Source organism: Acinetobacter zhairuonensis, assembly GCF_022601715.1.
Taxonomy (GTDB): Bacteria; Pseudomonadota; Gammaproteobacteria; order Pseudomonadales; family Moraxellaceae; genus Acinetobacter.
This window is the reverse complement of record NZ_JAKVIM010000007.1, coordinates 134,623-155,737: the sequence shown is the minus strand read 5'-3', so window position 1 is coordinate 155,737 and position 21,115 is coordinate 134,623. Positions and strand designations below refer to the sequence as shown.

18 protein-coding genes are annotated in these 21,115 nt (G+C 42.9%); 15 read left to right on the top strand and 3 right to left on the bottom strand.

Features of this window, described 5'->3' with window-relative positions; translation table 11 throughout:
- Positions 1 to 20: 20 nt before the first annotated feature.
- Together gltX and MKI85_RS07735 are read right to left on the bottom strand one after the other, a co-directional pair.
- Positions 21 to 1,529 (bottom strand): glutamate--tRNA ligase, encoded by a 1,509-nt coding sequence (gene gltX / locus MKI85_RS07740; protein WP_241626527.1) that lies wholly within the window; start codon positions 1,527 to 1,529, stop codon positions 21 to 23.
- A 123-nt stretch (positions 1,530 to 1,652) separates the two neighbouring features.
- Entirely contained in the window at positions 1,653 to 1,949 is a 297-nt protein-coding gene (locus MKI85_RS07735) for a hypothetical protein (RefSeq protein WP_241626525.1), read from the bottom strand.
- 402 nt (positions 1,950 to 2,351) lie between these two features.
- Between MKI85_RS07735 and MKI85_RS07730 the strand changes: the two genes are divergently transcribed.
- The 8 genes from MKI85_RS07730 to MKI85_RS07695 all read left to right on the top strand — a co-directional run bounded on the left by MKI85_RS07730 (position 2,352) and on the right by MKI85_RS07695 (position 11,540).
- Complete coding sequence (locus tag MKI85_RS07730) at positions 2,352 to 3,353, top strand: sulfate ABC transporter substrate-binding protein (RefSeq protein ID WP_241626523.1); 1,002 nt, start codon at positions 2,352 to 2,354, stop codon at positions 3,351 to 3,353.
- A gap of 175 nt (positions 3,354 to 3,528) precedes the next feature.
- The gene (rsmH, locus tag MKI85_RS07725; protein ID WP_241626521.1) at positions 3,529 to 4,440 is read left to right on the top strand and encodes a 16S rRNA (cytosine(1402)-N(4))-methyltransferase RsmH; all 912 of its coding nucleotides are present in this window, start codon (positions 3,529 to 3,531) and stop codon (positions 4,438 to 4,440) included.
- Positions 4,441 to 4,520: 80 nt separating this feature from the next.
- Positions 4,521 to 4,784 (top strand): cell division protein FtsL, encoded by a 264-nt coding sequence (gene ftsL, locus MKI85_RS07720; RefSeq protein ID WP_241626578.1) that lies wholly within the window; start codon positions 4,521 to 4,523, stop codon positions 4,782 to 4,784.
- Between the two features lie 12 nt (positions 4,785 to 4,796).
- Positions 4,797 to 6,620 carry a penicillin-binding protein PBP3 gene (ftsI, locus tag MKI85_RS07715; protein WP_241626520.1) on the top strand — a complete coding sequence of 608 codons (1,824 nt, stop codon included), beginning with the start codon at positions 4,797 to 4,799 and terminating at the stop codon, positions 6,618 to 6,620.
- Positions 6,621 to 6,630: 10 nt separating this feature from the next.
- On the top strand, positions 6,631 to 8,127 hold the full coding sequence (locus tag MKI85_RS07710; protein WP_241626518.1) for a UDP-N-acetylmuramoyl-L-alanyl-D-glutamate--2,6-diaminopimelate ligase: 1,497 nt from the start codon (positions 6,631 to 6,633) through the stop codon (positions 8,125 to 8,127).
- An 8-nt stretch (positions 8,128 to 8,135) separates the two neighbouring features.
- Positions 8,136 to 9,545: a UDP-N-acetylmuramoyl-tripeptide--D-alanyl-D-alanine ligase gene (locus MKI85_RS07705; protein ID WP_241626516.1), complete on the top strand. Its 1,410-nt coding sequence runs from the start codon at positions 8,136 to 8,138 to the stop codon at positions 9,543 to 9,545.
- 1 nt (position 9,546) lies between these two features.
- Complete coding sequence (mraY, locus tag MKI85_RS07700) at positions 9,547 to 10,665, top strand: phospho-N-acetylmuramoyl-pentapeptide-transferase (RefSeq protein ID WP_241626514.1); 1,119 nt, start codon at positions 9,547 to 9,549, stop codon at positions 10,663 to 10,665.
- Between the two features lie 71 nt (positions 10,666 to 10,736).
- On the top strand, positions 10,737 to 11,540 hold the full coding sequence (locus MKI85_RS07695) for a putative RNA methyltransferase (protein ID WP_241626512.1): 804 nt from the start codon (positions 10,737 to 10,739) through the stop codon (positions 11,538 to 11,540).
- A 53-nt stretch (positions 11,541 to 11,593) separates the two neighbouring features.
- Here the strand turns inward: MKI85_RS07695 and ponA are convergent, their stop codons facing one another.
- The gene (gene ponA / locus MKI85_RS07690) at positions 11,594 to 14,119 is read right to left on the bottom strand and encodes a penicillin-binding protein PBP1a (RefSeq protein ID WP_241626511.1); all 2,526 of its coding nucleotides are present in this window, start codon (positions 14,117 to 14,119) and stop codon (positions 11,594 to 11,596) included.
- Positions 14,120 to 14,284: 165 nt separating this feature from the next.
- Here ponA and MKI85_RS07685 point away from each other — a divergent pair, with 165 nt between their 5' ends.
- Genes MKI85_RS07685 through aroB form a run of 7 tightly spaced genes read left to right on the top strand, consistent with a single transcriptional unit; the run spans position 14,285 to position 21,115 of the window.
- The gene (locus tag MKI85_RS07685) at positions 14,285 to 15,343 is read left to right on the top strand and encodes a pilus assembly protein PilM (RefSeq protein WP_241626509.1); all 1,059 of its coding nucleotides are present in this window, start codon (positions 14,285 to 14,287) and stop codon (positions 15,341 to 15,343) included.
- Positions 15,343 to 15,990, top strand: a complete 648-nt coding sequence (locus tag MKI85_RS07680; RefSeq protein ID WP_241626507.1) for a PilN domain-containing protein — start codon at positions 15,343 to 15,345, stop codon at positions 15,988 to 15,990. Before MKI85_RS07685 ends, MKI85_RS07680 begins: the two co-directional genes overlap by 1 nt.
- On the top strand, positions 15,987 to 16,730 hold the full coding sequence (pilO, locus tag MKI85_RS07675; RefSeq protein ID WP_241626505.1) for a type IV pilus inner membrane component PilO: 744 nt from the start codon (positions 15,987 to 15,989) through the stop codon (positions 16,728 to 16,730). Before MKI85_RS07680 ends, pilO begins: the two co-directional genes overlap by 4 nt.
- A complete protein-coding gene (locus MKI85_RS07670; RefSeq protein WP_241626502.1) occupies positions 16,730 to 17,257 on the top strand; it encodes a pilus assembly protein PilP in 528 nt (175 codons plus the stop codon). The genes pilO and MKI85_RS07670 overlap by 1 nt, the downstream gene beginning before the upstream one ends.
- 60 nt (positions 17,258 to 17,317) lie before the next feature.
- Positions 17,318 to 19,432: a type IV pilus secretin PilQ family protein gene (gene pilQ, locus MKI85_RS07665; RefSeq protein WP_241626575.1), complete on the top strand. Its 2,115-nt coding sequence runs from the start codon at positions 17,318 to 17,320 to the stop codon at positions 19,430 to 19,432.
- A 37-nt stretch (positions 19,433 to 19,469) separates the two neighbouring features.
- Positions 19,470 to 20,012: a shikimate kinase AroK gene (aroK, locus tag MKI85_RS07660; protein WP_241626500.1), complete on the top strand. Its 543-nt coding sequence runs from the start codon at positions 19,470 to 19,472 to the stop codon at positions 20,010 to 20,012.
- 20 nt (positions 20,013 to 20,032) lie between these two features.
- Complete coding sequence (aroB, locus tag MKI85_RS07655; RefSeq protein ID WP_241626498.1) at positions 20,033 to 21,115, top strand: 3-dehydroquinate synthase; 1,083 nt, start codon at positions 20,033 to 20,035, stop codon at positions 21,113 to 21,115.

The window sequence follows — 21,115 nt, the reverse complement described above, 5'->3', positions numbered from 1 at the left end:
CACGTCAACAGCTATTTTAATTAAGCTTGTTCAATTGCATCATTTTTCGGCAATTTTAGGCTTTCATTTAATTTTTCCCAGACTTTTGCTTCTTTTTTGCTCGGAGCGCCAACAATTTCAAGCGCATGACGTAAACGAGCGAAGGTCAAGTCAGGTCCTAAAGTCACCATCGATTGCATGACTGGGGTAGAAGAAGTCGAGCCTGCGATGGCAATAAAGAAGGCTGGCATGAAATCACGCAGCTTAATGTTCATTTGGTTGGCTAAATCCATCAAGATTTGGCTGACCGTGTCATTGTTCCATGTGAACTGGCTCTCTAAACGCCAGATGGCAAACTGTAAACTTTGACGAACTTGTTCTTCAGTCAATTTCTTGCTTTCAAACTGTTCTTTGCTGATTTGTGGCATGTGGTTGAAATAGAAACCAGCCCAATTCACCGCTTCAGACAACAAGTGAATACGCGGTTGAATCGCAGCAGCAATATCTTCTAGGGTATTGCGGTCACTTTTCCAAGTTAACAAGCGATCTAGCAATTGACCTGGAGTCAGCCCTTTAATCCATTGACCATTGAGCCAGTTGAGTTTTTCCACATCAAAGATTGGACCACCCAAAGACACGCGCTGTACATCAAAGTGTTCAATCATGTCATTTAAGGTAAAGACTTCACGCTCATCAGGCATTGACCAGCCCATACGACCCAAATAGTTCAACAACGCTTCTGGCAAGACACCGATGTCACGGTAGTAGTTGATTGAGGTCGGATTTTTACGCTTAGACAGTTTTGATTTGTCTGGGTTGCGCAACAATGGCATGTGGCATAGGGTTGGCATTTCCCAGCCAAAATATTGATACAGCAACTGATGTTTTGGTGCAGATGGCAGCCATTCTTCACCACGAAGCACGTGGGTGATTTCCATTAAATGGTCATCCACAACGTTCGCGAGGTGATAAGTCGGTAAACCATCAGTTTTTAATAACACTTGCATGTCGACTTGTGCCCAAGGAATTTCAACCTCACCGCGCAATAAGTCGTTAATTTTACACACGCCTTCTTCGGGCACTTTCATACGAATCACGTGGGGTTCGCCTGCTGCCAGACGACGTTGTACTTCTTCTTGTGTCAGTTTTAAGCCACGACCATCATATTTTTGAGTTTCGCCACGTGCTTGCTGTTCTTCACGCATTTGATCCAACTCTTCAGCCGTTGCGAAGCAGTAGAATGCATGACCTTTTTCAACCAAGTCCAAAGCATATTGTTTGTAGATATGCATACGCTCAGATTGGCGGTAAGGCGCGTGAGGCCCCCCAATATCTGGACCTTCAGACCAGTTCAAACCCAACCAGCGTAAAGAATCTAAAATCATTTTTTCAGATTCAGGGGTAGAGCGAAGTTGGTCGGTATCTTCAATACGTAGGATAAATTCGCCACCGTGTTTTTTCGCAAAACACATGTTAAATAACGCGATGTAGGCAGTTCCTACATGAGGAAACCCTGTTGGTGAGGGAGCAATACGGGTACGAATAGTCATAACAATATTTTCAAAAGGTGAACTGGGGCTATTATAACGAAAAAGCCCAATCACTTAATGCTAAATTCAACATTTGTGATTGAGCTTGTCACCAATTTCAAAGGGGGAAATTGGTGTTGTGGATCAAGAATTATTTTGCGGGAAAATCGACTGTAAAAAACGAGAGAAGCGTTCGTTCTGTGTCGCAAAGAAACTTTGTGTTGGCGCGACTTTAATTGCAGTCAGAACTTTCAGGTTATTGTCCGCTTGTAAATAATTGTCACCTTGCTTTTGTTGATTGAGTGCCTTTTCAATCAAAGAGACCTTTTCTGGGGCAACGCTTTTGTTCATCGTGGCTTTAATGGCAGCCGTATGACCTGTTTGTGCCATCAGACCCAAGCCGATGCTGAGGCAAACGGCTTGAAAATAGTGTAAGTTCATCTCGAATTCCCCTTTAACTCAATATGTTGAGAACTTTTTTATCAAATAGTGTTCTACATACTATAGCTACAATTTAAACATCTTTAGAAACATAAAAGTAGACTTGCGTCACACTTTTTACAAAAAGATAAGAAAATCTAAGCGATTCTACGCATCATTGTTACAGTAATGTCGATGTCTTGCTGTTGTAACAAATAAATATGAAGACATCATGAAGATTGTAATATTGTGACAAATTCTAGACTATTTCATGACAACTTTTCATCATCTTTGTTTGTATATATTGCAACATATTATATATCTAAAAATAAGAAAAAATATGCTTAAACAATTATAAGTTAATGATTATTAAAATATTTTATTGAAAATACAGTGCTAAAAAATAGCCATTAGAGTTAGAGCATGAATAAAATCATTTTGGCATTGGGTATTGCCATCTTAGTAGCGGTTTCTGGACCAGTGTTTGCAGCAAAGAGCTTCTTGAATGTGTCTTATGATCCCACCCGTGAGTTTTATCAAGAATATAATAAAGAGTTCGGTCAATACTGGAAGCAGCGCACAGGGCAGGAGATTGAATTTAAACAATCGCATGGTGGCTCAGGTAAACAAGCGCGTGCCGTCGCCACGGGTTTAGAGGCGGATGTTGTAACCTTAGCTCTAGCCAATGACATTGATGAAATTGTGAAAGCAGGCTATATCGACAAGAACTGGCAAAAAGACTTTCCGAATAATTCGGCGCCATATACGTCAACCGTGGTGTTTTTGGTACGTAAGGGCAATCCTAAAAAAATTAAAGACTGGAATGATTTGGTTAAACCCGGGGTGGAAATTATCACCCCAAACCCGAAAACAGGTGGAGCACCTCGCTGGATCTATCTGGCGGCTTGGGGGTATGCGCTTAAACAGCCAGGTGGGAACGATACCAAAGCCCGCGAGTTGGTCAAGAACCTTTATCACAATGTTAAAGTGTTGGACTCGGGTGCACGAGGTTCTTTAACGACTTTTACAGAACGTGGTATTGGGGATGTATTGCTGTCATGGGAAAATGAAGCATTGCTGGCAACCAAGGGTTTGGGCAAAGGACAGTTTGAAATCGTTTATCCTTCCATTTCGATTTTGGCGGAATCTTCAGTTGCCATTGTCGATAAAACGGTCGATAAAAATGGCAATCGCAATTTAGCCAAAGGCTATCTCAATTATTTATATTCGCCGAAAGGGCAAGATTTAGCAGCCAAATATTATTTCCGTCCACGGAATGCACAAGCTGCAGCCAAATATTCGGCACAATTTCCGAAGCTTAAACTGTTTACCATTGGCGATGTTTTTGGTGGCTGGACAAAAGCACAACAAACGCATTTTGCCAATGGTGCGATCTTTGATCAGATCTATAATCAAGCTCATTAAACTTACTGAAAACAGTACAAAAAAGTCTCCAAAGGAGGCTTTTTTTGTTGAAGGTATACAATAGAAACGGTTTTCTCTATGGAAAGTAATATTTCCCTACAAAAAGACGTTTGGAGCTTTGATAAAACAAGGTAATAATGTGCAGTTAAATTTTTGGTACTTTGATTGCATTATTATGTCTCATATTTCTGTATTACTTCATGAAACTGTGGATGCCTTATTGGCAGGTCGGGATACAGGAATTTATGTCGATGGCACCTTTGGTCGTGGCGGACATACTCGCTTGTTGCTTTCAAAGCTCGATGCAAATTCAACTGTCTATGCCTTCGATAAAGACCCTCAAGCTTTGGCTGTGGCGGCAGAGTTAGCTGCTGAAGATTCTCGCTTTCATATTATTCATGCCAGTTTTGCAGACCTAAAACAAGAGCTGGCTGCACTGGGTTTAGAACATGTTGATGGTGTGATGGCGGATTTAGGGGTTTCTTCACCGCAACTGGATCAGGCTGAACGTGGGTTTAGTTTTATGCAGGATGGTCCTCTGGATATGCGTATGGATAATTCGCAAGGTCCAACGGCAGCAGAATGGTTAATGAAGATTGAAGAAGAAGCTTTAGCCAATGTGATTTTTAAGTATGGTGAAGAACGCTATAGCCGTCGTATTGCCAAAGCAATTAAAGCAGCAGGTCAAATTGATACCACACGCCAATTGGCTGAAATTGTCAAAGTCGCGCATCCAAAGTGGGAAAAAAATAAACATGCGGCAACCCGTACATTTCAGGCAATACGTATTGCGATTAACAAAGAATTAGAAGATATTGAAGCTTTCCTGCCTCAAGCAGTTGAGGTGCTTAAACCTGAAGCGCGTTTAGCGGTAATTAGCTTCCATTCTTTGGAAGATCGCTTGATTAAACAATTTATTCAGAAAGAATCGACATTGCCTGAAGATGCAGGATGGGGTTTACCACAACAACAGCAAGATACCCGTCGTTTGAAAAAAATATCGCGTGTACGTGCCAGCGATGAAGAAGTAAAAGCCAATCCACGTTCGCGTAGTGCTTGGCTTCGTGTTGCGGAACGCTTAGTTTAAAAAGGCAAACAATGAAAACTGAAGCAGTCGAAAAGAAAGCAGAAAAATTGCGGACGAAAAAATATATTACTTATGCCTGCATGTTAATTTTGGTGTTTATTAGCGCAATTATGGTGGTATTTCAGGTATTTGAATACCGCCATGATTATCGTGAACTCAGTTCATTTATGCGCGAGCGCGATGATTTAAATGCAGAGTGGGGGCGTTTATTGATTGAGCAGCAGACCTTTGGTGCAACGGCACAGATTGGTACGCGTGCCGTCACCCAGTTAAGAATGTATTCACCGCCAGCCGCACAAACGGTTGTGATTTCTTTACCTATGACTTCAGATGATAAAAAATAAGGCTAGCTGTATATGGTAGACAAGCAGACCAAGCAACCACGTAAAAAGCAGCAGCCAATTACGGGAAAAAATGCCATTAATGTAGAAATGTGGCGTTTTTATCTGATGTGGGCCGTGGTACTCATGTGTTTTGTCGCCCTTGTGGGGCGTGCATTTTATGTGCAAGTCATTAATCGTGACTTTTTACAAAATAAAGCCAATGCCAATATTCTACGCACCGAAAAACTAAAAGCCATGCGTGGCGTGATTTATGATCGTCATGGTGTTCCCTTGGCAATCAGTACCCCAGTCATGAAGGTGGTGATTGACCCACGTGATTATTTTGATAATAAAAAGTTGTTTGATGAAATCACCGCTGAATTAGCCAAAGATCCGCATAACCGAAAATTAAAACGGCAGTTACCCGATAAAAATCTCAATTTAGATGAATTAGCAGATGCGGTGGGTATGGATCGGGCAGAACTCAAGAAAAAAATGCATGAGCGTCCGCGTTCTCGCTATTTGGTGCTGCAAAAAGAAATTCCACCGCAACAAGCAGAATTGATTGAAAAGCGCGAATTCCAAGGCGTGTATACCGAGAAAAACTACAAACGTTACTATCCTCAACCCCAGCCGAATGCACAAATTATTGGCTTGACCAATAGCGAAGGGGTCGGGATTGAAGGCTTGGAGATGCAGCTCAACAAGCGCCTTGCAGGTGTGGATGGTGAGCAGCAAGTGGTGCGCGATAAAAAGGGCAACCGAGTCAAAGATCCTGAAGTCGTCAAAGAAGTCGAGTCTGGGGAAAATATTACCCTGAGTATTGACTCTCGCCTGCAATATATTCTGTATCGCGAATTGACTGCGGCAGGGGTGGCCAATAATGCACGTTCAGCATCGGCCATTGCGGTAGATGTGAAAACCGGTGAAATCTTGGCGATGACCAGTTGGCCGTCTTATAACCCGAATGACAAAAATGGCTTAGCCAATAAAGACGCGATGCGTAACCGTGGTGCGACAGACATGTTTGAACCAGGTTCGACCATGAAGCCCTTAACGGTCGCGATGGCTTTGGAAACTGGTAAATATATGCCGAATACGGTCGTGAATACTTCACCTGGTTCCATGCGCGTGGGTAATCACACTATCCGTGATACACACAACTACGGACAATTGACGCTGGCGGGGATTATCCAAAAATCGTCTAACGTGGGTGTGGCCAAAATTGCCTTGTCTTTACCGTATTCAACCTTGCCGACTTTCTTAAAGCGCGTGGGTTTTGGTGAGCGTTCAGCCGTGAAATTCCCTGGTGAAAGTTCAGGTCTGGTTCTACCACCGAGTAAGTGGAATGTTTCTGAAGTGGCGACCATGGCATATGGTTATGGTATCAACGCCACGGTGCTGCAAATGGTGGATGCTTACGCAATGTTGGCTAATCACGGGGTAAAAGTTCCTTTAAGTTTATATAAACTGGAAGAACCACCGAAAGGTCAGCAAATGATTGATCCAAAAATTGCCGATCAAGTGTTGTTGATGATGGAAGCCGTGACTCTACCTGGGGGGACAGCGCGTCAAGCCAACATTCCAGGTTACCGTGTCGCAGGTAAAACAGGAACCGCACATAAATTACGTGCCGACCGTAAAGGCTATTCGGACAAGGAATATCGTGCGCTGTTTTCTGGGGTGGCACCTGTGAGTGATCCACGTCTGGCGATCTTTGTGGTGGTGGAAAATCCACAAGGTCAATATTATGGTGGCTTGGTCGCTGCACCCGTATTTGCACGCGTGATGCAAGAGTCTCTCCGTTTAATGAATGTGCCTTTAGATAAACCTTTAGACACGCCGAAAATCCAGTAATAGGTGCTGAATGTCAATTACATTTCAAGAACTGTATCCTTCTGATCAGATCGCTGGATGGATGAAACAACCTTTTCAAGGTTTTTGTTTAGACAGTCGCCATGTTGAGACTGGACAAATTTTTATTGCTTTAAACAGTTTAAGCCAGCCAGAAAAAACGGTGCAATTTGCGCAGGCAGCCTTGAATCAAGGGGCTTTGGCGATCATTAGTGAAACTGAGTTGGGGCTTGTTCCGAGTCTGGTGGTGCCCGAAGTTCGTCATTTGATGGGTGCGTGGCAAAAACAGTATTTGCAAGCGTTATCTCCAACAGCAGCGTTGCAGATTTTGGCGGTGACAGGCACCAATGGTAAAACCACCATTTCTCGACTGGTGGCAGAATTATTGATGCTACAAGGTCAGCCATGTGCGGTGATGGGTACCACAGGCAATGGTATTCTTCCGAATCTAGAAAGTTCATCACATACCACTTTAGATGCCTTGCAATTGCAAAATGCTTTGCACAGTTATGCGCAACAAGGGGCAAAATTTGCAGCTATTGAAGCCAGTTCGCATGGATTGGAGCAGGGGCGTTTAACTGGTTGTGCGATTGAGGTTGCTGCATATAGTAATTTAAGCCGAGATCATCTGGATTATCACGGCACACTCGAAGCTTATGCTGAAGCCAAGTCGCTCCTGTTTAAATTTGAGTCTTTGAAAGTGGCTGTTATTAATCTGGCTGATGAATATGCATCATTGATGTTGGCGGCAGCACAAGCCAACCCAGCCGAGCCGCAGGTTTTGACTTATTCCATGACACAAGCTGCGGATTATCGGGTTCAGGATATTCAATACAGCTTGTCTGGTGCAAATTTCAGTTTGGTGACCGCACAAGGGCAGTTCACGGTGCAAAGTCCACTGCTTGGACATTTTAATATTGAAAATCTGGTCGCAAGTTTGATTGTGGCACAGCACGCAGGTTTTGACTTGGCACAGTTGATTGCAACAGTGCCTCAGCTCAAAGGTGCACCAGGACGTATGCAAGTGATTCGTGATGATGCGCGTTTGTTTGTGGTGGATTATGCACATACCCCTGATGCATTGGTACAGGTGTTGACGACATTAAAGCGTCATGTTGAACAGAATTTATGGGCGGTGTTTGGCTGTGGCGGTGATCGTGATCGCGGAAAACGTCCACTAATGACGCAAGCCGCTTTGGATGGTGCCGATGTGGTGTTGTTAACTTCAGATAATCCACGCACAGAAAATCCAGAACAGATTTTTACTGATATGAAATCAGGTATTGATTTCTCAGGACATGTGGTGCATGAAATTCATGACCGCCGTGAAGCAATTAAGTTTGCAGTAAAAACTGCGCAAGCAGGCGATATTGTGATGATTGCGGGTAAAGGGCACGAAAATTATCAAGAAATTGACGGTGTTCGTCATTGGTTTGATGATGTGGTTGAAGTGCAAGCTGCCATAGATGCACAACATCTCGCAATTGATTCAGCATATCCCGCGCAATAGGAAATAAGATGCATACTTCAACGACTAGTACAGTTCCTTTAGAGCCGTGGACTGCGGCAGAATTGCTTGAAGCTACACAGGGTTATTGGTTAAATGATCGACAGCCGAGCGGTGAGATCAAACGAATTTTAACGGACTCACGTCATGCGGAGCAGGGTGATGCATTTTTAGCGCTCAAAGGTGAGCGTTTTGATGCGCATGATTTTGTTGCGCAAGTCGCTGCGAATGGCTGTGAAGTCGCAATTGTCAGTCAGCCTGTTGATGTGGATATTTGTCAGTTGGTCGTATCGGATACCCGATTGGCTCTAGGGAATTTGGGTGCTTATCGTCGTGCGCAACATCCGCAATTAAAAGTGATTGCCTTGACAGGCAGTAGTGGCAAAACCACCACCAAAGAAATGTTGGGCAGTATCTTGTCTCGACTGGCCCCGACCCTGATTACTCGTGGCAATCTGAACAATGATTTGGGAGTTCCAATGATGTTGTTAGAATTACGTGCAGAGCATCGCTATGCCGTGATGGAGTTGGGTGCTAGTCATCAGGGTGAAATTGATTACACCTCACAATTGGTGCAGCCACATGTGGCAGGTATTCTCAATATTGGTACAGCGCACTTGGGTGAGTTTGGTGGTCGTGAAGGGATTTGCCGCGCCAAATCTGAAATTTATGCGCATATTGCTCCGACAGGAACCGCAATTGTGCCTGCGGCAGATGATTTTACTGATCAAATTCGCCAAGCTGTGCAAACTGAGCAAGTTTTGAGTTTTGGTCAGAGTGGTGATGTCTATGCTTCGGATGTGCAGTTGCAACCGCAATCAGCGCGATTTACCTTACATACACCACAAGGTGAGCGTGTCGTAAATTTACCTTTTGCTGGCGAACATAATGTGCAGAATGCCACGGCTGCAGTTGCTTTTGCGCTGGCGATTGGTATTGACCTAGATGATATCGTATTGGGTTTAGAGCAGGCGCAAGGTGCCAAGGGGCGACTGAATTTTATTCAGAAAGCCCCGTATCTGTTCATTGATGATACCTATAATGCTAATCCAACTTCGATGCGTGCTGCAGGTGAAGTGCTTGCACAGCAAGACGGTGTACGCGTAATGGTGATTGGTGATATTGGTGAACTGGGTCAAAGTGCCGCACAACAACACTATATGTTGGGTCGTGATTTGGTTTCGATCAAAGGCATAAACTTTGTGGTGGCGGTCGGTGAATTCTCACCTGCAACACAAGAAGGTGCGCGCAGTACCCAATATGGTAAAAAATTACAGGCCTTCTTGAATCAAGAACAGGCCTTACCGTTTTTAATTAGTTTAGTCGAAACACATCAACCCCAGTCGATGAGTTTCCTGTTTAAAGGTTCTCGTTATACCCATATGGAAACGTTGATGACTGACTTGATGGAGAAACTCTAAAATGCTGTTATGGTTATTTGAACAGCTTGCGGGCTATCACAGCTCATTCCAAGTAGTACGCTATTTAACATTACGTTCATTACTCAGTGTTTTGACCGCACTCTCCATTGGGTTGGTGCTGGGTCCTGTAATGATCCGTAAGTTGCAAGCGTTAAAATACGGTCAGGCGGTCAGTACCTTTGCCCCTGAAAACCATGCCAAGAAGATGGGTACACCAACCATGGGTGGGGTGCTGATTCTGCTTTCGATTGGGATTTCGACCTTGCTTTGGGCAGATCTATCTAACCCATATGTCTGGATTGTCTTGGGCGTAATGGTGATTTTTGGCGCTGTGGGCTGGGCAGATGACTGGATTAAAATCCGTTATAAAGACAATGCAGGATTGCCAGCGCGGAAGAAGTTTTTCTGGACGTCGGTTGCTTCGATAGGTGCGGGGATTGCATTGTATATGATTGCTAAACAACAAGATAATCCAGTGCATACTGCAAATATGCTGGATTTGCTTATTCCATTCTTCAAGAACCTCAGTATTCCATTATCGGCTATCCCGTTAGGAATTGGCTTTATTATCTTTACCTATCTGGTGATTAATGGTGCTTCGAATGCAGTCAACTTGACGGATGGTCTGGATGGTCTGGCGATCATGCCGATTGTACTGGTTGCAGCAGGTCTAGGCGTCTTTGCTTACTTGGCGGGTGATGTACGCTTTGCTAGTTATTTACATATCCCTTATGTGAAATACTCTTCTGAGCTGGTGGTAATCTGTGCAGCTATGATTGGTGCAGGTCTGGCTTTCCTTTGGTATAACGCACATCCTGCTCAGGTATTTATGGGGGATGTCGGGGCTTTATCGCTGGGTGCGATGCTGGGTACGATTGCTGTGATGGTTCGTCAAGAAATCGTATTTGCAATTATGGGTGGTGTATTTGTGGTAGAAGCGATTTCGGTGTTCTTGCAAATCGGTTCACTGCGGATGCGCAATAAGCGTGTGTTCTTGATGGCGCCGTTACACCATCATTACGAGAAAAAGGGCTGGCGTGAAACGCAAGTGGTGATTCGTTTCTGGATTATCACAATTATGCTGGTGGTTTTGGGGCTAATGACCTTAAAATTGCGTTAAGCAAAATCCGTGAAAATCAGGTCGGCATATGCCGACCTTTTTATTTTTATGGGCAGTTTTTGGAGAATATGATGAATCTACTCATGTGCCCTGTATGTCGTGAGAAATTAAGTTTGGTCGAAAAGACGTGGCAATGTGAGAATCGTCATAGCTATGATGTGGCTAAACAGGGTTATGTGAATTTACATGTGGTGCAGCATAAACACAGTAAAACACCTGGGGATACGGTTGAATCGGTACAAGCGCGTCGTGCATTCTTAAGTGCGGGATTTTATGCGCCTTTGCAGCAGGCTGTGGTTGAAAAGTTAGGTCAACTTCGCATTGAAAACCTGTTAGATATTGGTTGTGGTGAGGGATATTACACAGCTGCCATGCAGTCTGAAGTGTTGCAATGTGTGGGTGTAGATATTGCGAAAAATGCGGTGCAGGTTGCAGCTAAACTGAATCCAGAAGTTACTTGGGTGGTGGGTACGGGTGCAACCTTACCTGTGTTAGATCACTCCATTGATTTGTGTAGCAGTTTATTTAGTCCTATTCCGCAGCAAGAAATCTTACGTGTTTTAAAAGACAAAGGCTATTTGTTGGTGGTGACGCCTGCGCCAGAACATTTATTTGCCTTGCGGGAAGCACTGTTTGAAGAAGTCAAACCGCATGAACCGAGTAAATTTGTGCAGCAGTTGGCTTCTGATTTTAACTTAGTTGAATCGCAGGTAGTGAGTGCTGCATTGCAGTTGCCGCAGCAACAGTTAAAGAACCTGATTGCAATGACGCCCTATGCTTACAAAGCTAAGGTTGAACGACGTAGTACATTGGAAGCATTAGCTGAGTTTCGCGTAACCGCGCAGTTCCAATTGTATTTATTCCAAAAGAAATAACAATATTAAAAAAGCCCTCAAATTGAGGGCTTTTTTATCCGACTTTGATCTGCTTATTGGAACTGATCAATGAGATGTTCAATTGCATCAGGTTTTTTTGCAGCAGGTGTATTTTGCATGGTTGGAGGGGCTTGATCACTTGGAATTAAGGTCTCTTCATCAGGTAGATCATCAAAATCGCGTTCAGGAGCACGCTGTGGAGCAACTGGTTTTGGGCGATATAAAGGTTGTGCCAACGGTGGTGATGAGCGGTAGTCTTTTGGGGTTTCACCTTCAATAAATTGGGTCTCATTATGTAACGTTGGTGCTTTGGCATCTTGATCCAAGTGTACCCAAGCAGATGGTGTGCCTTTTAAAGCATTGCCCATAAAGCTGGTCCATATTGGCAGGGCTGCGACCCCACCATATTCACGACGACCCAACGTAGTGGGTTGGTCAAAGCCGACCCATGCGACAGTGACTAATTTCCCATTAAAGCCAGCGAACCAAGCATCTTTGGCATCATTGGTGGTTCCTGTTTTACCACCCAAGTCATCACGTCCAATTTTTAAAGCAGCACGGCCTGTACCGTGCTGAATCACATCTTTCAGGATGTTGGCCATATCGAAGGCTGAACTGGATTTTAAGATGCGTTGTGCTTGACGATATGCTGGATTGGTCGCACTTGGCTCCATAATTTTGGTTTCAGTAGCTTGGTTAGTGACCTCAATCACCTCATCGTCAGGTGTTACAGGTCCTGCTGAATCAGATACATCATCCTTGGCATTAATACATTCAATACAGGCATATTCAGGGTTGGATTGATAAATGACTTTGCCATAGGCATCTTCAATACGGTCAATAAAGTGCGGTTGAATGCGATAACCACCATTGGCAAATGTTGCATAGCCAGTGGCCATTTGAATCGGCAGTACCTGTGGTGTTCCTAAGGCGATAGTGTAGTTATTGGGAATTTGATCTTCTTGTAGACCAAAATCCATAAATAATTGGCGAGTACGTTCTATACCTACGGCTTGCAGTAAACGGACTGAAACGGTATTCCGTGATAAATATAGGGCGCGACGCAATGGAATCATACCCAAATAGCGACCATCGGAGTTTCGAGGCGACCATTTACCAATGGTAATTGGGCTGTCATTGACCATGGTAAAAGGCGTCATGCCACGTTCTAAAGCCAACGCATAGACAAAGGGTTTAATGGTCGAACCAGGCTGACGCCAACCCTGTAGGGCACGATTAAATTTAGATTGATAAAAATTATACCCCCCCACAACCGCTTCGATTGCACCATTATTTGGATTTAAGGCAATCAGTTGACCTTGTACCTTGGGAATTTGAACCAATGCCCACGAGGTTTTGTCTGCATTAGGTCTTAAGCGCACAATATCTTTAACTTTAACAATTTGAGATGCACGATTGGGTGCAGCACCTATACTATTGGCATTGCGATAGGGACGTGCCCAAGACATGCCAGACCATGGTACAGTCACGCTAGAACCATCTTGCATAAAGGCTTCAAAAGAAGTGTCGTTGACTTTGGTTACTTTGGCAGGATAGGTGTTGGCATAGGCGGTAAACTGCTTTAGATCTTTATCGTGGGCTTCTGCACCGCGCCAACCATGGCGTCGGTCATAGGCTTCTAAGCCATCTTGAACCGATTGCTCTGCAAAGAGTTGTCGCTGGCTATTGATAGTGGTATAGACTTTATATCCCGAATCAATTGCATGCTCGCCAAACTTATTAACCAATTCTGTGCGAACCATTTCACCGACATAGGGAAACAGGTTGCTGACGCCGCGGTCAGGCATATCTAGGTTGATGGGTTCAGCAATCGCGGTTTGGTATTGTTCTTGGTTGATATAGCCCAGTTGTAACATACGGCCCAGAATCCAGTTGCGACGTTCTAGAGCACGTTCTGGATTGGCGACTGGATTATATTTTGAGGGTGCTTTTGGCAATCCTGCAATCATTGCCATTTGGGCAATGCTTAAATCTTCAAGGTTTTTATTGTAGTAAATCTTGGCAGCAGCAGCGATTCCGTACGCATTTTTACCCAAAAAAATCTTGTTCACATACAGGGTGAGAATTTCTTCTTTACTTAGGTTTTGCTCAATCTTTCGAGCGAGGAAGACCTCGGTGAGCTTGCGCTTTAATGTTCGTTCAGGACTTAAATAATAGTTTTTTGCCACCTGCATGGTAATGGTCGAGCCACCTGTTTGTACATTCGACCCTGTAATGCTTTCACTAACCGCGCGTCCCAAGCCCTTGAAGCTAATGCCGCTGTGCTCAAAAAAAGCTGAATCTTCTGCGGCTAAAAAAGCATGAATGAAGGTGCGCGGGATTTGATCGTACTCAACAGGCACAGAAAGTTTGCCACCATATTCTGCAATCAGTTGTTGATCCGTACTATAAACTTGTAATGGTTTTAATAAGGGTGCTTTTTTTAAGATACTCATTTCAGGCAAAGAGGGGGCAATATAGAGATACATGCCATAAAACCCCATAGGAATTGCGACCAAAACTATAATTATGATCAAAAAAAATGGATGAACACGGCCTGAACAAGATAGCTTTTTCATAACAAGTAAGTTTTAATAGGAGCTAATGGCAAACTAATTGGTGGTCAGTATAGCCGTTTACCGATACGGATTGTTAATGAGTTATTGTATCCGTATAAAATTATAGACCGCAGCCAGTTGGTTAGTTACTTCTATTGGGGATAAAAAAATAATAGGAATAGTATTGTGCTCAGGTTATATCGTAAGCCAAGTAAGGGGTTAATAGGGGTAGATATTAGTTCCACTTCTGTTAAGTTGTTAGAGCTGTCTGTAAAAAATGGTCGCTATTGGGTGGAAAGCTATGCTTTGGTCCCATTACCAGAAGGCAGTGTTGTTGAAAAGAATATTTTGAATCCTGAAGCGATTGGGGATGCTTTGGGGCGGGCTTTAAATCTAGCAAATGTTCAATCACAAGCGGCTGCAATTGCCATTCCAACATCTATGGTGATTAGTAAAACTATCGAAATGGATGCAGATATGACGGATGATGAACGTGAAGTTCAAATCCGTATGGATGCCGAACAATATATTCCATTCCCTTTAGATGAAGTCAGTCTTGATTTTGAAGTGTTGCCTGATCGTTTGGCGAATCCAAATCGCGTCAATGTGCTTTTGGTTGCAACACGTTTGGAAAATGTCGAAGCGCGTTCCGAAGTGCTGGAACTTGCGGGACTGACACCTAAAATTGCAGATGTCGAAAGCTTTGCTATGGAAAATGTCTATAAAGTCTTTGCGGATACCATGCCAATGGGTGTGAATACCGTCGGAATTTTGGATATTGGACATACCATGACCACCTTGTCTGTGATGCAAAATGACAAGATTATTTATACCCGTGAACAGGTATTTGGTGGAAAACAACTGACTCAGGAAATCCAAAACCGTTATGGTCTTTCCTTTGAAGAAGCAGGTCGTGCCAAGAAAAGTCGTACTCTACCTGATGATTATGATGTTGAGGTGTTGGAACCATTCCTCGAAGCTGTGGTGCAACAAGCAGCGCGTTCGTTACAGTTCTTTTTCTCATCTTCGCAGTTTAATGAGATTGATCATATCTTGTTGGCTGGAGGTAATGCCAACATCCCAGGTCTGGCGAAATTGTTACAACAGAAATTAGGCTATCGGGTCACAATTGCGAATCCATTTTTACAAATGGGTTTTTCGCCAAAAATTGATATTAAAAAAATTGAAAATGATGCTTCCTCTCTCTTGGTGGCGTGTGGTCTGGCATTGAGGAGTTTTGATTAATGGCAAAAATTAACCTGCTCCCTTGGCGCGATGAGCTAAGAGAGAAACGGAAAAAAGAATTTATTGTTATTTGTATTGGGGCTGCTTTAATCGGAGTATTACTGGTTGTTTTAGCGTGGTTCTATTACAACTATAAGCTTGAAGATCAAGAACAGGCAAACCAACTGATCATCAGTACCAATCAAAATCTGGATGTGCAGTTAAAATCTTTAGAAGGTTTACAAGAGCAACGTAATGCCATTGTAGAGCGTATGAAGTTGATTCAGGGCTTGCAAAGTCAACGTCCAATTGCTGTACGTTTGATAGACGAAATGGCTCGTGTTGTACCTGCGAATTTATATATCACCAAGTTCTCACGAATTGGGGATAAATTTACCATCGAAGGTAAAGCGGAAAGTCCAAATGCTGTGGCTGAATTCTTACGCAATCTAGAGGCTTCATCTTGGTATCGTAATGCCTTTATGAATTCCTTCTTGGCAGTAGAAGAAAACAAGAATAAAGCGCCAAGTTCAATTGTTCCTCGTGTTGAGGATGGTTATGGAAGCTTTGTAGTGACTGCAGATCTGGATGAAATCGCAATGCCTACTACGGATGCTGCGAATGATGCAAATGCCGTAGCTAGTTCAACAGCGGGGGCAGCAAAATGAGTCGTGATGAATTTGATGAGCTAAATCAGGAAGCTGTCATTAAACCAAAGAAAAAAATGACAGTGGATAAGTTTTTTCAACAATTTAATACTTTAGATCCAAATAATTATGGCAGTTGGCCATTATCAGTAAAAATTACCTGTTGGATTTTTATTGTTTTCTTAATCTGTGCGGTGGGTTACTTTTTAGTGATTAAACCGAAATTAGATGCAATCTCCAGTGCACATGCACAAGAGCAAAATTTACTGAATGAATTTAGAGAAAAAGATTCAAAGTTACGTAATTTACAGCAATACCAAGCTCAGTTGCAGGAGATGGAAGCAAACTTTAATCAACAGCTTGAACAGTTGCCTAAAGAAACCGAAATTCCTGGTTTGGTTGAAGATATTAACGTGACCGGTGTGAACTCTGGACTGAAGTTTAAAAACATCCGTTTAGAGCCAGAAGTTAAACAAGAGTTCTTTATTGAGCAGCCGATTAGTATGGAAGCGACTGGGGATTATCATGCTTTTGGTTCATTTGTAAGTGGAATAGCAGCATTACCTCGCATCGTGACTTTGCATGACTTTGATATCACGTCCTCAATTAGTAAGGATAATAAGTCAGAAATTCCGCAAGTGACGTACGTGGCGAAAGCAAAAACATATCGCTATGTGGCCAATCAGAATAGTCAAAATATGGCAGCTGGTACGAATGCTGCGACTGCTCCGACACAAGTTACTCCAGAAGGAGCGAAGTAATGAAATTTGAGAAAATAGCATTTGCTTTGATGTGTGGATTGGTGTTGGTGGGTTGTGATTCACGTATTGATGCTGTGAATATGGAAATGGTGAATATTCGTAATCAGCAACCAATGCCGATTGAACCTGCTCCCGTATTTCCGCCTGTACCTACCTTTAATTACGCAGCACATCAACTAAAAAGTCCATTTATGCCGAGTTCATTAGCGGCAGAGTTAAAAATTATGGCAGGTAAGCGTGTTTATCCGAACTTCGCACGTCAGCCTCAACCACTAGAAAGTTATGCCTTAGAATCTCTAAATATGAAAGGTAGTATGCGTAGCCAGTCTGGACAAACATTGGGATTGATTCAGACGCCAGATGGTGAAATTGAGCGCGTGCAAATTGGGAACTATATGGGGATGAACCAAGGGCGTATTGTTAAAATTACACCAACACAGATTGACCTTGTAGAAATTATTCCAGATGGAAGAGAAGGTTATGTTGAGCGCCCGCGTAGTTTGGTTTTAATTGGGCCTGCACCTTAATTTAAAGGAATAAAAATGAAAAACAGTATTCAAGATTTTATATTTGGGGATGGTAATACAATGAATCATATTTTCCGTCAATTTTCTATGGGTGCAGTAGCGATGGCGGTCATGCAAGTAGCCAGCGCACAAGTGAGCATGACCAATATTGTACCGATGCAAATACCTGGGCAAGGTACAGAAATCCGCGTGATGTTTAATGGGATTCCACCGCAACCACAAGCTTACCAGTTGGAACAACCATCACGTCTGATTTTAGATTTTGATAAAGCTCAACAAACTTTAAAACAAAGTAATATCAAAGTTGCAACCAAAGAAGCGAGTTCAGTAGATGTGTCTTCAGATGCCCAGCGCTCACGCTTAACGGTGAATCTTGCAGATGCAGGTGCATTTACCACGCGTGTTGAAGGCAATACCTTTATTCTGAAAATTAACTCAACCGATAATAATTTTACAACACCAGTGGCAACGAGTGTGAAGGCACCATCACAAGGTGTTTCGAATATTGGTTTCCAGCGCGGTTCGGAAGGTGAAGGTCAAGTTGTCATTGATTTGTTGGGTAGTAATACACCTGCAGATGTACAGCAACAAGGCAGTAAAATTGTTGTACGCATGCTGGGCAGTAAAATCCCCGCCCATTTAACTCGCCGTATGAATGTAAATGATTTTGCTACACCTGTTTCAACTATTGATGCCTATAACGATGGTAATTCTGGGGTTATAAATATTCAGTCTTCGGGCAGTTATGAATATATGGCTTATCAAGCAGAGAATAAATTAACGATTAGTTTAAAACGCCCTGTAGATAAAAGTTCAACAAAACCACGTTCAGCAAATAGTTATACTGGTAAGAAGATTTCTTTAGATTTCCAAGATATTGAAGTGCGTCGTGTATTACAGTTATTGGCAGATTTTACTGGCATTAATATGGTTGCTGCAGATACGGTACAAGGCAATATTACATTGCGTTTAAAAGACGTTCCTTGGGATCAGGCACTTGATATTATTCTCAAAACGAAAAATTTAGATAAGCGTCGTAATGGTAATGTGATCTGGATTGCACCTGTTTCAGAACTGATTAAAGCCGAAGAAGAAGAGGCGAAAGCAATTGCGCAAAGTGTCAAATTGGCACCGATTCAAACTGAATATTTGCGTTTGAGTTATGCAAAATCTGCAGATCTTTTCAAACTGATTACAGATTCCCGCAAAGAGTCTAATGGTAATAGTGGGGTTAATAATCAGAACTCACTGGCTTTGGAAAGCTTATTAAGTTCAAGAGGCAGTGTAGTATCGGATGATCGAACCAATACTTTAATTGTGAATGATACGGCTCAAAATATCGATAAAATCCGAAAAATGGTGGATTTACTAGATGTAGAAGTGAAGCAGGTTATGGTAGAGGCGCGAATTGTGCGTGCATCTACCTCGTTCACTAAAGAAATGGGGGTGAAGTGGGGGATTCTTTCGCAAGGGATTAATAGTAATAATGATCTCTTGGTGGGTGGTAGTGATCAAACATTATGGGATTTACGCGATCCTGATGATGAAGGTAAATATACCATTCAACGTCCAGACAACTTGAACGTAGATTTAGGTGTAACTAATCCTGCAGGTCAAATTGCATTTAGTTTAATTAGCTTATCTGATTTTATGTTGGATCTTGAACTTTCTGCTTTGCAAGCGGATGGTTACGGTGAAGTAATCTCAACACCAAAAGTTCTCACAGGGGATAAACAGAAAGCTAAGGTGGCTACTGGTCAAGAAGTGCCTTATCAAACTACGACCAATTCAGCTTCAGGTTCAACGGCCAATACGGAATTTAAAGAAGCGTTATTAAGCCTTGAAGTGACACCAAGCATTACGCCTGACGGTAAAGTTCAAATGCTGCTTGATATTGCAAAGGACTCGATTGCGGGTACAGCACCAAATGGTGAATTGATTCTAAATAAAAACACCATTACCACCAATGTCTTGGTGAATAATGGAGAAACGGTGATTTTAGGTGGTGTGTTTGAGCAGACGACAGCAAACAAACAAACCAAGGTACCTTTCCTGGGGGATATTCCTTATATTGGAAGATTATTTAGAAAAGATACCAAGTCGGATGACAAGCAAGAGCTGTTGATTTTTGTGACTCCGCGAATTGTTAATGACAGTGTTTCAAGAAATCATTAATATATTTTCAATTTAAACAAAATTAATAGGTGACTCCTTGCCAAGCAAAGAGTTTAATTCCCTGCCAAATATCTATTTGGTGGGGCCGATGGGGGCGGGAAAAACAACAGTTGGACGGCATTTGGCAGAATTGTTAGGTCGTGAATTTCTCGACAGTGATCATGAAATTGAACGAAAAACAGGTGCAACGATTCCGTGGATTTTTGAAAAAGAAGGTGAAACGGGATTTCGTACTCGTGAAACTGTTGTCATTGATGAGTTGACCGCACGCCCGCATTTGGTTCTTGCCACAGGTGGCGGAGCCGTCACTCAGGCCCCGAATCGTCATTTTTTAAAACAACGTGGTATTGTTGTTTATCTCTATACTCCTGTCGAAATCCAATTACAGCGAACCTATCGCGATAAAAATCGCCCGCTGTTGCAAGTGGAAAATCCTGAGCAAAAACTCCGAGATTTACTCGCGATTCGAGATCCTTTGTATCGTGACGTCGCACATTATGTGATTGAGACCAATCAAGGTGCTGCACGAGATCTGGCACATAAAATCTTAACCATGATTACCTCACAACCAGTTGATTGAATATAAAAGCAGTTGAATCCATGCAAACTTTACATGTAGAACTCGGTGAACGCCGTTACCCTATCTTCATTGGCAGTGATTTAGATCCTCAAGCTTTACTTGCACCTTACATTTTTGGGCAACAAGTGATGATTGTGACCAATACCACGATTCAACCTTTATATTTAGATCACTATGTGAAAGCAATTGAGGCTTTGGGCAAGAAAGTCGCTACCTGTATTTTACCAGATGGTGAAAAATATAAAGATATTCAACATTTGAATCTGATCTTTGATGCTTTGCTTGAGGCGGGTTTTAACCGAGATTGTACGGTATTGGCTTTAGGTGGTGGAGTGATTGGTGATATGGCTGGGTTTGCATCTGCCTGTTTCCAACGTGGCGTCTATTTTATCCAAGTGCCGACGACGCTGTTGTCTCAAGTGGATTCCAGTGTTGGTGGTAAAACTGGAATCAATCATCCACTCGGTAAGAACATGATTGGTGCCTTTCAGCAACCGCAAGTGGTGCTGGCGGATATGTCGCAATTGAAAAGTCTGCCTGATCGTGAATTATCTGCTGGTTTAGCTGAAGTCATTAAGTATGCCTTGCTTGGAGATGAAAAATTTCTGCTCTGGCTTGAGGCGAATATGGAAGGACTGGTTGCGCGTGATCCTGCATTATTGGCTGAAGCCGTCTATCGCTCTTGCGCACATAAAGCACGTATTGTTGCTAATGATGAAAAAGAGCAAGGTGAACGTGCACTGTTGAATTTAGGGCATACCTTTGGTCATGCAATTGAATCCTATCTCGGATATGGGGTGTGGTTGCATGGTGAGGCTGTTGCAACGGGTATGGTGATGGCAGCTGACTTGTCTCAGCGTATGGGCTGGATTTCTGCAGCTGATCTCGAGCGTACAAAAAAAATCATACAGCGTGCAGGTTTGCCGATAGTATGTCCTACGATTCCACTCGAGGACTTCTTGGGTTATATGGCACATGACAAGAAAGTTCTGAATGGTCAATTGCGATTGGTATTGCTAAAACAGCTCGGACAAGCGGTGATCACAAAAGAATTTGATGTGGAATTGATGCAACAGGCAATTGTTGCAAATCAAACAAAATAG

What these genes read in the sequence shown, in the direction of transcription:
- MKI85_RS07705 (WP_241626516.1), top strand. Translation starts at nt 8,136, where the DNA reads ATGCATACTTCAACGACTAGTACAGTTCCTTTAGAGCCGTGGACTGCG.
- MKI85_RS07735 (WP_241626525.1), bottom strand. Translation starts at nt 1,949, where the DNA reads ATGAACTTACACTATTTTCAAGCCGTTTGCCTCAGCATCGGCTTGGGT.
- pilQ (WP_241626575.1), top strand. Translation starts at nt 17,318, where the DNA reads ATGAATCATATTTTCCGTCAATTTTCTATGGGTGCAGTAGCGATGGCG.
- MKI85_RS07730 (WP_241626523.1), top strand. Translation starts at nt 2,352, where the DNA reads ATGAATAAAATCATTTTGGCATTGGGTATTGCCATCTTAGTAGCGGTT.
- aroB (WP_241626498.1), top strand. Translation starts at nt 20,033, where the DNA reads ATGCAAACTTTACATGTAGAACTCGGTGAACGCCGTTACCCTATCTTC.
- ftsI (WP_241626520.1), top strand. Translation starts at nt 4,797, where the DNA reads ATGGTAGACAAGCAGACCAAGCAACCACGTAAAAAGCAGCAGCCAATT.
- mraY (WP_241626514.1), top strand. Translation starts at nt 9,547, where the DNA reads ATGCTGTTATGGTTATTTGAACAGCTTGCGGGCTATCACAGCTCATTC.
- pilO (WP_241626505.1), top strand. Translation starts at nt 15,987, where the DNA reads ATGAGTCGTGATGAATTTGATGAGCTAAATCAGGAAGCTGTCATTAAA.
- ftsL (WP_241626578.1), top strand. Translation starts at nt 4,521, where the DNA reads ATGTTAATTTTGGTGTTTATTAGCGCAATTATGGTGGTATTTCAGGTA.
- MKI85_RS07670 (WP_241626502.1), top strand. Translation starts at nt 16,730, where the DNA reads ATGAAATTTGAGAAAATAGCATTTGCTTTGATGTGTGGATTGGTGTTG.
- ponA (WP_241626511.1), bottom strand. Translation starts at nt 14,119, where the DNA reads ATGAAAAAGCTATCTTGTTCAGGCCGTGTTCATCCATTTTTTTTGATC.
- rsmH (WP_241626521.1), top strand. Translation starts at nt 3,529, where the DNA reads ATGTCTCATATTTCTGTATTACTTCATGAAACTGTGGATGCCTTATTG.
- gltX (WP_241626527.1), bottom strand. Translation starts at nt 1,529, where the DNA reads ATGACTATTCGTACCCGTATTGCTCCCTCACCAACAGGGTTTCCTCAT.
- MKI85_RS07710 (WP_241626518.1), top strand. Translation starts at nt 6,631, where the DNA reads ATGTCAATTACATTTCAAGAACTGTATCCTTCTGATCAGATCGCTGGA.
- MKI85_RS07680 (WP_241626507.1), top strand. Translation starts at nt 15,343, where the DNA reads ATGGCAAAAATTAACCTGCTCCCTTGGCGCGATGAGCTAAGAGAGAAA.
- MKI85_RS07695 (WP_241626512.1), top strand. Translation starts at nt 10,737, where the DNA reads ATGAATCTACTCATGTGCCCTGTATGTCGTGAGAAATTAAGTTTGGTC.